General features: G+C 74.8%; 14 protein-coding genes. 2 read left to right on the top strand and 12 right to left on the bottom strand.

The window, feature by feature from the left end; translation table 11 throughout:
• Nucleotides 1–77: 77 nt before the first annotated feature.
• The 8 genes from SJ20_RS12265 to SJ20_RS02440 form a co-directional block, all read right to left on the bottom strand.
• Nucleotides 78–707 (bottom strand): copper chaperone PCu(A)C, encoded by a 630-nt coding sequence (locus SJ20_RS12265; protein ID WP_044658838.1) that lies wholly within the window; start codon nucleotides 705–707, stop codon nucleotides 78–80.
• Between the two features lie 103 nt (nucleotides 708–810).
• The gene (locus SJ20_RS02470) at nucleotides 811–1,494 is read right to left on the bottom strand and encodes a copper resistance CopC family protein (RefSeq protein WP_044658837.1); all 684 of its coding nucleotides are present in this window, start codon (nucleotides 1,492–1,494) and stop codon (nucleotides 811–813) included.
• A gap of 110 nt (nucleotides 1,495–1,604) precedes the next feature.
• A complete protein-coding gene (locus SJ20_RS02465; RefSeq protein WP_044658836.1) occupies nucleotides 1,605–2,300 on the bottom strand; it encodes a hypothetical protein in 696 nt (231 codons plus the stop codon).
• A 157-nt stretch (nucleotides 2,301–2,457) separates the two neighbouring features.
• The gene (locus SJ20_RS02460) at nucleotides 2,458–2,739 is read right to left on the bottom strand and encodes an HU family DNA-binding protein (protein WP_002858339.1); all 282 of its coding nucleotides are present in this window, start codon (nucleotides 2,737–2,739) and stop codon (nucleotides 2,458–2,460) included.
• Nucleotides 2,740–2,968: 229 nt separating this feature from the next.
• On the bottom strand, nucleotides 2,969–3,274 hold the full coding sequence (rpsN, locus tag SJ20_RS02455; protein WP_002858338.1) for a 30S ribosomal protein S14: 306 nt from the start codon (nucleotides 3,272–3,274) through the stop codon (nucleotides 2,969–2,971).
• A 1-nt stretch (nucleotide 3,275) separates the two neighbouring features.
• Nucleotides 3,276–3,443, bottom strand: a complete 168-nt coding sequence (gene rpmG / locus SJ20_RS02450) for a 50S ribosomal protein L33 (RefSeq protein ID WP_002858336.1) — start codon at nucleotides 3,441–3,443, stop codon at nucleotides 3,276–3,278.
• Between the two features lies 1 nt (nucleotide 3,444).
• Nucleotides 3,445–3,681 carry a 50S ribosomal protein L28 gene (gene rpmB / locus SJ20_RS02445; RefSeq protein ID WP_044658835.1) on the bottom strand — a complete coding sequence of 79 codons (237 nt, stop codon included), beginning with the start codon at nucleotides 3,679–3,681 and terminating at the stop codon, nucleotides 3,445–3,447.
• A 466-nt stretch (nucleotides 3,682–4,147) separates the two neighbouring features.
• Nucleotides 4,148–4,903: a VIT1/CCC1 transporter family protein gene (locus SJ20_RS02440; protein ID WP_044658834.1), complete on the bottom strand. Its 756-nt coding sequence runs from the start codon at nucleotides 4,901–4,903 to the stop codon at nucleotides 4,148–4,150.
• Nucleotides 4,904–5,072: 169 nt separating this feature from the next.
• Here SJ20_RS02440 and SJ20_RS02435 point away from each other — a divergent pair, with 169 nt between their 5' ends.
• Entirely contained in the window at nucleotides 5,073–6,356 is a 1,284-nt protein-coding gene (locus SJ20_RS02435) for an NRAMP family divalent metal transporter (protein WP_041104497.1), read from the top strand.
• On the top strand, nucleotides 6,349–7,161 hold the full coding sequence (locus SJ20_RS02430) for a putative hydro-lyase (RefSeq protein WP_036339768.1): 813 nt from the start codon (nucleotides 6,349–6,351) through the stop codon (nucleotides 7,159–7,161). Before SJ20_RS02435 ends, SJ20_RS02430 begins: the two co-directional genes overlap by 8 nt.
• 22 nt (nucleotides 7,162–7,183) lie before the next feature.
• Here SJ20_RS02430 and SJ20_RS02425 read toward each other — a convergent pair whose 3' ends face one another.
• Genes SJ20_RS02425 through SJ20_RS02410 form a run of 4 tightly spaced genes read right to left on the bottom strand, consistent with a single transcriptional unit; the run spans nucleotide 7,184 to nucleotide 12,184 of the window.
• Complete coding sequence (locus SJ20_RS02425) at nucleotides 7,184–7,891, bottom strand: GntR family transcriptional regulator (RefSeq protein WP_036339766.1); 708 nt, start codon at nucleotides 7,889–7,891, stop codon at nucleotides 7,184–7,186.
• Entirely contained in the window at nucleotides 7,888–9,663 is a 1,776-nt protein-coding gene (locus tag SJ20_RS02420; protein WP_044658833.1) for a biotin carboxylase N-terminal domain-containing protein, read from the bottom strand. The genes SJ20_RS02425 and SJ20_RS02420 overlap by 4 nt, the downstream gene beginning before the upstream one ends.
• Entirely contained in the window at nucleotides 9,660–11,420 is a 1,761-nt protein-coding gene (locus tag SJ20_RS02415; protein ID WP_044658832.1) for a carboxyltransferase domain-containing protein, read from the bottom strand. Before SJ20_RS02415 ends, SJ20_RS02420 begins: the two co-directional genes overlap by 4 nt.
• Nucleotides 11,417–12,184, bottom strand: a complete 768-nt coding sequence (locus SJ20_RS02410; RefSeq protein ID WP_036338774.1) for a LamB/YcsF family protein — start codon at nucleotides 12,182–12,184, stop codon at nucleotides 11,417–11,419. Before SJ20_RS02410 ends, SJ20_RS02415 begins: the two co-directional genes overlap by 4 nt.
• Nucleotides 12,185–12,327: the final 143 nt, after the last annotated feature.

Here is a 12,327-nt window from a genome sequence, read left to right as displayed (position 1 = left end):
GGGAGGGGCCCCCCGGGGCCGGGCGGGCGCCCTCGCGCCCGCCCGACCCGTGGTGGTCGTCCGGCCGGCCGGCGGGGTCAGTGGTCGGCATGGTCCTCCGATTCGTGGGACTCGCCACCGTGGTACGACTCGTTGGCGCCGGTGAAGGGCCGGACCACGGAGGTGACCTCGAGGGTGGAGCCGTCCTCCAGCTCGAGGTCGTAGGTCACGTCCTCACCCGGCTCGATCGGGTCGGTCAGGCCCAGGAACATCACGTGGTTGCCGCCCGGGGCGAGCTCGAAGCTCCCTCCGGCGGGCACGGTGAAGCCGTCGGGGCTCCGCTGCATCACCATCTGGCCGTCCTCGCCGGAGACCATCTCGTGGAGCTCGACCGTCTCACCCAGCTCCGAGCGGACGCCGACGACGTGCAGGTCCTGGTCCGAGGAGTTCTCGAGCATGCCGAAGGAGCCGGTCATGCCCTCCTCGGTGGCCTTCGTCCAGGGGTCGGTGATCGTGAGGCCGGCGGCCTGGCCGTCCGCGGTGGACGCGGCCGACGAGGAATCCGAGGCCGGGGCGGCGCCCGTGGCCGGCGCGACGCTCGAGGCATCCGACGCGCTCGGGGCGGAGCCGGCCTCGTCTCCGGCGCAGGCCGTCAGGCCGAGGGCGGCAACGGCGAGCACGGCGGCGGCGCCGAGGCGGCGAGGGGCGCGGGGGGAGGAGGTGGTCATGTCTGTGGGGTTCCTTGTCAGGCGGGCGCGCGACGACGCGCGGGGCGTGCGGGCGCGCGAGGGCGGGGCCGGTCCCCTCGTGGGGCCGGCCGGGGGTCAGAGGTCAGCGGCCGTCGTCGAGGTGGCCGAGCGCGCGGGCGCGGCGGCCCATAAGGAGGAAGGCCACCACGAGCACGGCCAGGCCGGCGATGCCGGCGACCCACACCCAGGCGGGCAGCGCGTCGGAGTCCGCGGGCTGCGCGGCGTCGGAGGCGTCCGCCTGCGCGGTCGCCTCGGCCGAGACGGCGTCGCCCTGGCCTGCCGCGGCCTCCGGGGAGGCGGCGATCGAGGCCCCGGAGACGGCGGAGCCGCAGCCCTGGGGCGCGGTGCCGGCGGCCGGTGCGGCCGGGTCGTCCACCGCGAAGTCGAACGAGCGCTCCTCGGAGTGCCCGTCCGAGTAGACGACGCGGTAGGCGACCTCGTAGTCGCCGTTGGGCAGCCCCTCGCACAGCGGCGCGGAGAAGGTGGGGCCGTCCACGGTGCCGGCGGCGGACTGCCACTGGTTGCGGTCGGCGTCGCGGACCTGCAGGAGGTTCTGGATGCCCTCGCCGTCGATCAGGTCGCCGCTGAAGGTCAGCGAGACCTCCGACGGCGCCGTCGTGACGGTCTCGTCGACCGCGGGGGCGGTGCGGATGAGCTCGTCGTGTGCGGCCGCGGGGGCGGCCCCGGCGACGACGAGGGCGGGCAGCAGGGCGAGTCCGGCGGCGGCGCGAGCGGCGCGGCGGACAGGGGTGGTCTGGTGATGCATGGTGGTGTCCTCACGGGTCTGCCGCGGTCCCGGACGGGAGTCGCGGGCGGACCGTTCCGAAGGGTCGTCGGGCGCGGTCGGGCCTCGAGACGCGGACGGAGCCGGCGTCCTCAGGCCGCTAGGGCGAACGGCGGGCCGCGCCGCCCCGGAGAGCTGAGGAGGGCGAGGGACGTCGCCGGCCGGAGCGCCGGCGGGACGGGTACACGGACGCGGGCCGGCGTCGGCAGGGGGCCGTGCGCGGCCGGCGGCGGGCAGACGGCGGCCACCACGCGTTCGGCGATGGTGAGCACGAGGGCCTCGCCGCGCCGCAGCGCCAGCACGGTGAGGACCGCGGCGATCACGTGGGCCGCGAGCATGCGCAGGTCGGTCAGGTGGCCGGTGGGGGCGCTGGACAGGGCCTCCCCCGACGCCAGGAGGGCCCCGGTGCCGGGACGGGCGTGGCCGAGGTGGGCCGGGTCGACGCCGGCGGCCGGCGCCACGGCGTGCCCGCCGGCGGCGAGCCCGTAGAGCACGTGGAACAGCCCCTGGGCGATCGCGACGGCCGCGGCGGTGCGCCACAGCGAGAGGGCGCGGCCCGCCAGGGCGGTGCAGAGCGGGGCGGCGAGGACGGCCGCGAAGGCGACCACGCCGACCTCGGGGAACCCGTGACCGGGCTCGGCGGCGGTGTGGAACAGCGCGGCCAGGGCGGTCATCGCCAGGGCCCCGGCCCAGCCCCGGGCCAGACGGGCCGGCCCACGCACGACGCGCGGAGGGGCGTCCTCGAGGCCGGACGGGGCCCACGGAGCGGCGGCGACGGCGCTGCGCATGCCACGACTCCTCTCCTGACGGCCCCGGCCCACGTCGGCCGGACGATCGTCCGCCCATCCTACGCGGCCGGAGACGACGACGGGCGCCCCACCCGAGGGTGGGACGCCCGTCCTGCGGCCTGCGGCGTGGGTCCGGGGACGCGCACCGCGACCGGGATCACTCGGAGGCGGCGGCCTTGAGCTTGGAGCCGGCGGTCACCTTCACGGAGTGGCCGGCCGGGATGGTGATCTCCTCGCCGGTGCGCGGGTTGCGGCCGGTGCGCTCCTTGCGCTCGGTGCGCTCCACGGCCAGCCAGCCCGGGATCGAGACCTTCTCGCCCTTCTTGACCTGGGCGGTGAACACCTCGAAGAGGGCGTCCAGCACATCGCTGACGGCGGCCTGGGTGTTGCCGGAGCGCTCGGCGACGGCGGCGACGAGTTCCTTGCGGTTCATGGCCATGGGTCCTCCCTATGGGACGTCGGTTACGGTTCCCGGGCCGTTCGGACCGGGCTGCCAGTTGTGAACGTACCACCTCTCCGCGGGCGAATCGCCCCCTGAACCGCGAGAATCCGCGATTTCCCGTGACCCGGGTGGCCCTCATCCCCGGGGCACGACGACGGCGGCGCCCCTCCTGAGGAGGGACGCCGCCGTCGCGGTGGTGCCGAGCGCCCGGAGACCGGGCCTCAGGTCACCAGGAGGACTTGGTCACGCCGGGCAGCTCGCCACGGTGCGCCATGTCGCGGAAGCGCACACGGGAGATGCCGAAGCGCTGGAAGGTGCCGCGGGGGCGACCGTCGATGGCGTCGCGGTTGCGCACGCGGACCGGGGAGGCGTCGCGGGGCAGCTTCTGCAGGCCCAGGCGGGCGGCCTCGCGGGCCTCGTCCGACGCGTTCGGGTCCACGAGGGTCTTGCGCAGCTCGAGACGCTTCTCGGCGTAACGGGCCACGATGGCCTTGCGCTGCTCGTTCTTGGCGATCTTGGACTTCTTGGCCATCTCAGCGCTCCTCTCGGAAGTCGACGTGCTTGCGGACCACCGGGTCGTACTTCTTCAGGGTGATGCGGTCCGGGTTGTTCCGGCGGTTCTTGCGGGTCACGTAGGTGAACCCGGTGCCGGCGGTGGACTTCAGCTTGATGATCGGACGAACGTCCTTGTCCTTGGCCATGTCAGAGCTTCACTCCCTTCGCGATCAGGTCCGCCACGACGGCGTCGATCCCGCGCACGTCGATGGTCTTGATGCCCTTGGCGGACAGCGTCAGCATGACGTTGCGGCGCAGGGAGGGGACCCAGTAGGTCTTCTTCTGGATGTTCGGGTCGAACCGGCGCTTGGTGCGACGGTGCGAGTGGGAGATGCTGTGGCCGAATCCCGGCCCAGCCCCGGTTACCTGGCAGTGAGCTGCCATGATCACTCCTCGTGGCAAGTAGTAGTAAAAGGACGGGCGGAACCCGCATGGCGGCGAGCCGCGGACCTGTCCGCGGACACCTGTTGTGAGCCCCGCCCCGGGTGTGGACACCGCACTCTTACTGCGACTTCTCGAAAAGGTGGACCAGGCTGGGTGAGAGCCAACCGAAGTTCCTTATGGGATCGCTGGTGTGGACGGTGAGCCCCGGTCCGCCCTGAGGGCGTCCCGGGATCCGGTCTGCGGGAGCGCGTTGCTTTTCCGACCCGCCGTCCGCCCGGTCACCTGACCGATGGAACGACGAGAACAACGCGGCGTGCGCCGTCCCACCTTACGCGAACCGTGGGCGTCGCTTCAACTCGACGGGGGGCGCCTGTGGTATGCGCACGGTCCTCGGCTTCCAGGACCGCTCCGCGCGCGCCACGGCGCGGCCACGGGCGCTGGGCCGGCCCACCCCTTCCGGCGCGGATCAGGCGACCGACGCCCCCAGCAGCGAGCCCACCGCGAAGGTCAGGCCGAGTGCCAGGGCGCCGCCGAGGACGACGCGCACGGCCGCCCGCAGCGCGGGCGCGTCGCCGAGCCGGGCCCCGACCCAGCCGGTGACGGCGAGGGCCACGAGGGTGACGCCGAACGTGAACGGGACGCGGAGGCCCACCGGCGCCAGGACGACCGTCAGGAAGGGCAGCAGCGCGCCCACGAGGAACGCGAGGAAGGACGCTCCGGCGGCGGCCCACGGGCTGACGACGTCCTCCTCCGCCATGCCCAGCTCCATGCGCAGATGCGCGGCGAGCGCGTCCTTCTCGGTGAGCTCCCGCGCGGCGGCCTCGGCCGTGGCCCGGCTCAGGCCGTCCGCCTCGTAGAGCTGCACGAGCTCCTCCAGCTCGCCCTCGGGATCCTCCTCGAGCTCACGGCGCTCCTTGGCGATCAGCGACTTCTGCGAGTCGGAGGACGAGGAGACGGACACGTACTCGCCCAGCGCCATGGAGAACGCGCCGCCGACCACGGCGGCGGCGCCGGCCAGCAGGATCGGGGTGAGCGCCGTCGTCGCACCGGCGACACCGACGACGGTGGCCGCGACGGACACGATGCCGTCGTTGGCGCCGAGCACGCCCGCGCGGAGCCAGTTGAGGCGGGCATGCACGCCGCCGGCGGCGTGCGGCTCGTCGGGACCGCCCGGCGGGAGCTGATCGGCCAGGGGCGAGGACTGTTCAGACGTGTGCGACATGTCTCCATGGTCGCGGCGTGGGGCGGGGCGCGCCAGGCAGGTGAGGCGTTCCTTCGGGCGGGGACGCCACGACACCCGGTCTCGCTGTTGCCAGGATTGTTCAACAACAGCTACCGTCTCCCCCAGCGCCTCGTGACGCCCGTCACCTCGCCTGGCGCCCTCGACGAAGGTGACCACCGTGTCCCACGCAGACATCCCCCACGCCGGGCCGGACGGCTCGACCCCCTCGGGCACCGCACCGAAGACGGACTCCCGTGCCGCGAGCGCCACCCGGCGCACCGCACTGCTCGGCGCCATGTTCCTCATGGCCACCTCGGCCATCGGCCCCGGCTTCATCACGCAGACCGCCACGTTCACCGTCCGGATGGGCGCCGCGTTCGCGTTCGCCATCCTGGTCTCGATCCTCATCGACATCGCCGTCCAGATGAACGTGTGGCGCGTCATCGGCGTCTCCGGCATGCGCGCCCAGGAGCTGGCGAACCGCGTCCTGCCCGGCCTCGGCTGGGTCCTCGCCGCGCTCGTGTTCCTCGGCGGCATGGTCTTCAACATCGGCAACATCGCCGGCACCGGCCTCGGCGCGAACGCCATGCTCGGCGTCGACCCCCTGATCGGTGGCGGCGTCTCCGCGCTCATCGCGCTGCTGATCTTCCTCTCCAAGCGCGCCGGCGTGGCCCTGGACCGGATCGTGGTGGCGCTCGGCGCCGTCATGATCCTGCTGATGCTGTACGTGGCCATCACCTCCGCCCCGCCCGTGGGCGAGGCCCTGCGCCAGTCCGTGATGCCGGAGGAGGTCGACTTCTTCGTGATCGTCACCCTCGTGGGCGGCACCATCGGCGGCTACATCACCTACGCGGGCGCCCACCGCATGATCGACTCCGGAGTGAAGGGCGTGGACGACGTCCAGGACATCACCCGCAGCTCCGTAGCCTCGATCCTCGTGACCGGCCTGATGCGCGCCCTCCTGTTCCTGGCGATCCTCGGCGTCGTCGCCTCGGGCGCGGTGCTGTCCAAGGACAACCTGGCTGCCTCCGCCTTCCAGGCCGCCGCCGGCGACATCGGCCTGCGCATGTTCGGCATCGTCCTGTGGGCCGCCGCCGTCACCTCCGTGATCGGTGCGTCGTACACCTCGATCAGCTTCGTCACCCGCTCCACCACCAGCGCCCGCACCCGCAACCTGCTGACGGTCGCCTTCATCGTGGTCTGCACCGCCCTCTACCTGGCGCTGCGCCAGGCCCCGCAGACGCTGCTCGTGTTCGCCGGCGCGTTCAACGGCATGATCCTGCCGGTCGGCTTCGCCGCCCTCCTCTACGTGGCCTGGCGCCGCCGCGACCTGCTGCACGGCTACCGCTACCCCGGGTGGCTGCTCGTGATCGGCGCGCTCGCGTGGATCGTCTCCGTGTTCATCGCGGTGCGCGGGTTCATCCCCATGGTCGAGATGATCACCGGTGCCTGAGATGACCACGACGACGCCGCTGCCGCCGCTGGACGGCGCCACGACCCCCGCGCAGGCCCGCGAGCGCTTCCGCGCGGGGCTCGTGCGGCCGACCTCGGGGATCGCCGACGGCTACGCGCAGGCGAACCTCGTCTCGATCCCGCAGGACCACGCCTACGACGTCCTGCTCTTCGCCCAGCGCAACCCCCAGGCCCTGCCGCTGCTCGGCGTGTTCGAGGCCGGCGAGGTCAACGGCCCCGCACTGGACGGCGACGTCCGCACGGACGTGCCGCAGTACGTGGTGTACCGCGACGGCGTCGAGACGGACCGCCCCACGGATCTGCTCGACGTGTGGCGGGACGACCTCGTGACGTTCGTGATCGGCTGCTCGTTCACCTTCGAGTCCGCCCTGGTGGCCGAGGGCATCCGGATGGCCCACCAGGACGCCGGCGTGAACGTGCCGATGTACCGCACCACGCGGCGCTGCGCCTCGGCGGGCCGCCTCTCGGGCCCGCTCGTGGTCTCGATGCGCCCCCTCCCCGCCGACCGCGTGGCCGACGCCGTGCGCATCACCTCCCGCTACCCCGCGGTGCACGGCGCGCCCGTGCACGTGGGCGACCCGGCCGGCCTCGGGATCACGGACCTGTCGGCACCGGACTTCGGCGACGCCGTCGAGGTCCCGCAGGGCCACCTGCCCGTGTTCTGGGCGTGCGGGGTGACGCCGCAGGCGGCGATCATGGAGTCCCGCCCGCCGCTGGCCATCACGCACGCGCCCGGGCACATGCTCATCACGGACCTGCCGGACCGGATGTTCCAGGTCCCGTGACCGTCGGGGCCCGGGGAGGCGGTCAGTCCCCCACGGCGGCGAGGTGCGCCAGGACGAACTGCTCCGCCTCGTCCAGGTAGTCGCCGAACATGGCGTGCACCGCGGGGAGGTCGCCGGCCAGCAGCCGCTCCACGATCCACCGGTTGCGGTCCGCGAACTGCACGTGCAGGCGCGTCTGCTCGTCCATGGGATGGAACGCCAGGCGCACGCGGGCCTGCACCGACGCCATGAGCCGCGTGAGCTCGGGGGCGCCGGCCAGGTCCACGATGCCGACGTGGACGCGATGGTTGGCGTCACCCAGGACCCGCGCGGGGGTGTCCGGGCCGCCCGAGAGCAGGTCCTGGGCACAGCGCAGCTGGCGCGCCGCACCGGGGGTGAGCTCGCCGTGTTCGAGGGCGCCGAGCTGGATCACCCGACGCGTGCGGTACAGCCCACGCACGTCCTCCGGACCCGGCGCCGCCACGAACACCCCGCGGTGCGGCCGGCGCTCCACGAGGCCCTCCGAGGCCAGCATGGTGAACGCCTCGCGCAGGCTGTTGCGGCTGACCTGGAGCTCGGCGGCCAGCGCCACCTCCCCCAGCCGCTCCCCCGGCACGAGCCCGGCCGCCGCGATCCGCTGCCGCAGCTGTGCGGCCGCGGCCACGGGAGCCGGAGCCGGGGCGGACTCGCCGCCGCCGACGCCGGGCGCGAGGCCTTCCCCGGTGACACCGCCGCGCGCCGGCACCCTCACGCCCCCAGCCGGGCGATCGCCTGGCCGCGCGTCACCGAGGCCGGGGTCTCGGCCACGAGGAGCTGGATCCGGCCCGCACGCGGGGCACGGATCGGCGTCTCCATCTTCATCGCCTCGACGATCGCGACCGTGTCACCCTCGACCACCTCGGCGCCGTCCTCGACCTTCCACGAGGCCAGGGTGCCGGTGACCGGCGAGGCCACGGCGCCGTCGTCGTCGGGCTTCCCGGCGCCGGCAGCGCCGGCCGGGGCCGCGGCACCCGCGCCGCCGCCTCCGAGGAGGGCCGCGTAGAGATCGGCGGGCAGGCCCAGGCGCACGGCGCGGCCGTCCAGCTCGACGGTGACGGCGGTGCGGCCGCCGGCGGGCACCTCGGCGCTCAGGTAGGGGGACTCGGCCAGCGGCTCGGCGAACTCGGACTCGATCCACGTGGTGTAGACGCCGAGGCGGTCCCCCGAGGTGAAGGCGTCCTGCTCGAGCACGGCGCGGTGGAACGGCACCACGGTGGGCACGCCGTCGATGCGCAGCTCGGCCAGGGCGTCGCGGGCGCGGGCGATGGCCTGGGCGCGGTCCTCGCCCCACACGATGAGCTTGGCGAGCAGGGAGTCGTACTCGCCCGGCACCACGGAGCCGGTGCGGACGCCCGAGTCCATGCGGACCCCGGGGCCGGTGGGGGCCTCGAACGCGTCGATCGGGCCGGGCACGGGCAGGAAGCCGTACGCCGGGTCCTCAGCGTTGAGGCGGAACTCGAGGGCGTGGCCGCGCGGCGTCGGGTCCTCGGGGATGCTCAGCGGCTCGCCGGCGGCGACGCGGAACTGCTCGCGCACCAGGTCCACGCCGAAGACCTCCTCGGTGACCGGATGCTCCACCTGCAGGCGGGTGTTCACCTCCAGGAAGCTGATGAGGCCGTCCGGGGCCACGAGGTACTCGACCGTGCCGGCCCCGGTGTACCCGGCGGCGCGGCAGATCTCGCGGGCGGAGGTGTGGATGCGCTCGCGCTGCTCGTCCGTGAGGAACGGCGCCGGGGCCTCCTCCACGAGCTTCTGGTTGCGGCGCTGCAGGGAGCAGTCGCGGGTGCCGAGCACGGCCACGTGGCCGTGCTCGTCGGCGAGGACCTGGGCCTCCACGTGGCGGGGGCGGTCCAGGAAGCGCTCCACGAAGCACTCGCCGCGGCCGAACGCGGCGACGGCCTCGCGGACGGTCGCCTCGAACGCGTCCTCGACGTCGCCGAGCTCGCGCACCACGCGGATGCCGCGGCCGCCGCCGCCGAAGGCCGCCTTGATGGCGATCGGCAGGCCGTGCTCCTCGGCGAACGCGCGCGCGGCGGCGGCGTCCGGCACGGGGCCGTCCGAACCCGGCACGAGCGGGGCGCCCGCCTGCTGGGCGAGGGAGCGGGCGGTGATCTTGTCGCCGAGGGCGCGGATGGCGTCCGGCGACGGGCCGATCCAGGTCATCCCGGCGTCGATCACGGCCTGCGCGAAGTCGGCGTTCTCGGAGAGGAAGCCGTAGCCCGGGTGCACGGCGTCGGCGCCGGCGCGGCGGGCGACGTCGAGGACCGCGTCGATCTTCAGGTAGGTGTCCGCCGAGGACGCGCCCGGCAGGTGGAAGGCCTCGTCCGCGACGGCCACGTGCAGGGCGTCGGCGTCCGGATCCGAGTAGACGGCGATCGAGGCGATGCCGTGGTCGCGGGCGGCGCGGGCCACGCGCACGGCGATCTCGCCGCGGTTGGCGATGAGCACCCGCGTGACGGGGCGGGCGGCGGGGGTGGTGGTCATGCGGGGGTCTCCTCGGAGGGCGATGCGGAGTCGACGACGGTCTCGGCGCCGGGGCGGGGATGGGGGACGAAGCGGACGCGGGCGCCCGGCGGCAGCTGGGCCGCCAGGCTGAGGTCCGCGCGGGCCACGACGCCGATCACCGGGTAGCCGCCGGTGACCGGATGGTCGGAGAGGAACAGGACGGGCTCACCCGAGGGCGGCACCTGCAGCGCGCCGCGCACGGCGCCCTCGGACTTCAGCTCGCCCTCCCGCACGCGCTCGAGCGGCGCGCCGTCGTCGGGGGCCGTGAGGCGCACCCCGATCCGGTCGGTCTGCTGGCTCACGTCCCAGTCCTGCGTGAACAGGCGCTCCAGGCCCGCCTCGCCGAACCAGTCGTCGCGGGGGCCGGGGACCACGCGCAGCACGGCCACCTGGCCGGGCGCGGGCATGGGGCGCAGCGAGGTCTCCGGGTCCCCCACCATCACGACGCCGGCCTCCGCCGAGGCGGGGGCGCCGGCGGCGGTCGGTCTCGCGGCGGAGGCGCCGGCGGCGCCCCTCGCATCCGGGCCGACGCGGCGGGCGAGGCGGTCCCCCGCCGTCAGCGGGGCGGGGCCGAGCCCGGACAGGGTGTCGGTCGAGCGGCTGCCGAGCACGGGCGGCACGTCGAGCCCGCCCCGGAGGCCCACGTACACGCGCAGGCCGCCGACCGGCTCGTCCACCGTCAGCGTCTGGCCGTCCAGCACGACGAACGGCGTGCGGGCGGGCACCCGGCGCGTGGCGCCGTCGGCCGCGGTGATCGTCCCGCCGGCCTCGGCGCCGGCCAGGGCCATCACCTGGTGGCCGTGCGCGGTGAGGGTGAGGCCGCCCAGGGCGGTCTCCAGCACCGCCTCGCGTGAGCGGTTGCCCACGAGCCGGTTCGCCTGGCGCGCCGCGTCCCGATCGGCCGCGCCGGACACGACGACGCCGAGGTCGCCCAGGCCCGGGCGGCCCAGGTCCTGGACCAGGGTCAGGAGCCCCGGGTCCACGACGGTGACGCCGCGGCGGCCGGCCACGGACGGGAGGCCGGCCGCGGCGTCGGCGGGCGGGGTGGCGTCGACCGCCGCGTCCGTGCCGGAGGTGACGGACGCCGTCGGGCGCACGGGGACGTAGCGGACACGGTCGCCGGGCTGCAGCAGGGCGGGCTGCTCGCGGCCGAGGTCCCACAGGGCCGCGGTGGTGTGCCCCAGCAGCTGCCAGCCGCCGGGCGAGGTGCGCGGGTAGACGGCAGAGAAGGCCCCGGCGACGGCGACGGCGCCCGCGGGGACGGCCGTGCGGGGCGAGCTGCGGCGGGGCGCCTCGAACGGGGCCGCCTCGGAGGCGCAGTACATGAACCCCGGCGCGAAGCCGCCGAACGCGGCGAACCAGTCGGCCTCGCTATGGGCCCGGATGACGCCGTCGACGCCGAGCCCGGTGAGCCGGCCGACCTCGGCGAGGTCCTCACCGTCGTAGACCACGGGGATCTCGACGACGCGGCCCCCCGTCAGCTCACCGGCGTCGGGGGTGAGAGTGCTGACCCGCGGTGCGGCGTGCTCGGCGGCGGCCTGCGAGGTGAAGGTCACCAGGACGGTCGCGGCGGCGGCCATGACCTGGCGCTGGCCGCGCTCCGGGTGGGCCGTGAGGTGGGCGTGGACGGCCATGACGTCCTCGAGCGAGGCGCACTCGACGAGGAAGCCCTGGGTGCCGACCCAGCGGATCGGGCGGGCCGGCGGCTCGGCGGCGGGGTGATGTGGGGCGCTCATGCGAAGGCCTTGATGGCCACGCCCGCGCCCTCGAGCGCGCGGCGCACGGCCGCGGCCATGGCCACGGCGCCGGGCGTGTCGCCGTGCAGGCAGATGCTCTCGGCGTCGACGCGCACGTCCGTGCCGTCCACCGCCGCGACGACGCCCTCGGTTGCCAGGCGCACCATGCGGGCGGCGACGTCGTCCTCGTCGTGGAGGACCGCGCCGGGCTCGCGGCGGGAGACGAGCGTGCCGTCCGGGTTGTAGCCGCGGTCCGCGAAGGCCTCGGCGACGCCGCGCAGCCCCGCGGCGGCCGCCTTGTCCAGGGCGACGGAGCCGGGCAGGAGCAGCAGCGGGAGGTCGGAGCCGAACGCCTTGACGCCGTCGACGACGGCCTGGGCGTGCGCCTCGTGACGGACGATCGTGTTGTAGAGGGCGCCGTGCGGCTTCACGTAGCGGACCTGGCCGCCGGCCGCGCGGGCGAGCGCGTCGAGGGCGCCGATCTGGTAGAGGACGTCATCGGCCAGCTCGGTGGGCGTGCAGTCCAGGAAGCGGCGGCCGAATCCGGCGAGGTCGCGGTAGCCCACGTGCGCGCCGATCGTGACGCCGGCGGCGACCGCGTCACGGCAGGTCTGGGCGATCCCCGAGGGATCGCCCGCGTGGAAGCCGCACGCGACGTTGGCGGAGGAGACGGAGGGCATGATGGCGGCGTCGTCCCCCATCGTCCACGAGCCGAAGGACTCGCCGACGTCGGAGTTCAGGTCGATCTGCGGCGCGTGAGACACGGTGCAGTCCTCTCGGATCGGGCCCGGCTGAGGTGCCGGTCACACAATCTTGAGGCATGAGGGGGGATTGTTCAACAATCCTCGGCGCGTCCTCCTGGCGCCCACCCGCGCCGCACACCCCAACGCGGGTTGAGTTATCGCGG

The sequence above is a fragment of the Micrococcus sp. MS-ASIII-49 genome, assembly GCF_000946635.1.
Lineage (GTDB): Bacteria > Actinomycetota > Actinomycetes > Actinomycetales > Micrococcaceae > Micrococcus > Micrococcus luteus.
This window is presented reverse-complemented; position numbering and strand designations above follow the sequence as displayed.

Excerpts from the sequence above, each read along its gene's own strand:
- rpsN (WP_002858338.1), bottom strand. The coding sequence starts at position 3,274 with ATGGCCAAGAAGTCCAAGATCGCCAAGAACGAGCAGCGCAAGGCCATC.
- SJ20_RS02420 (WP_044658833.1), bottom strand. The coding sequence starts at position 9,663 with ATGACCACCACCCCCGCCGCCCGCCCCGTCACGCGGGTGCTCATCGCC.
- SJ20_RS02415 (WP_044658832.1), bottom strand. The coding sequence starts at position 11,420 with ATGAGCGCCCCACATCACCCCGCCGCCGAGCCGCCGGCCCGCCCGATC.
- SJ20_RS02470 (WP_044658837.1), bottom strand. The coding sequence starts at position 1,494 with ATGCATCACCAGACCACCCCTGTCCGCCGCGCCGCTCGCGCCGCCGCC.
- rpmG (WP_002858336.1), bottom strand. The coding sequence starts at position 3,443 with ATGGCCAAGGACAAGGACGTTCGTCCGATCATCAAGCTGAAGTCCACC.
- SJ20_RS02460 (WP_002858339.1), bottom strand. The coding sequence starts at position 2,739 with ATGGCCATGAACCGCAAGGAACTCGTCGCCGCCGTCGCCGAGCGCTCC.
- rpmB (WP_044658835.1), bottom strand. The coding sequence starts at position 3,681 with ATGGCAGCTCACTGCCAGGTAACCGGGGCTGGGCCGGGATTCGGCCAC.
- SJ20_RS02440 (WP_044658834.1), bottom strand. The coding sequence starts at position 4,903 with ATGTCGCACACGTCTGAACAGTCCTCGCCCCTGGCCGATCAGCTCCCG.
- SJ20_RS12265 (WP_044658838.1), bottom strand. The coding sequence starts at position 707 with ATGACCACCTCCTCCCCCCGCGCCCCTCGCCGCCTCGGCGCCGCCGCC.
- SJ20_RS02465 (WP_044658836.1), bottom strand. The coding sequence starts at position 2,300 with ATGCGCAGCGCCGTCGCCGCCGCTCCGTGGGCCCCGTCCGGCCTCGAG.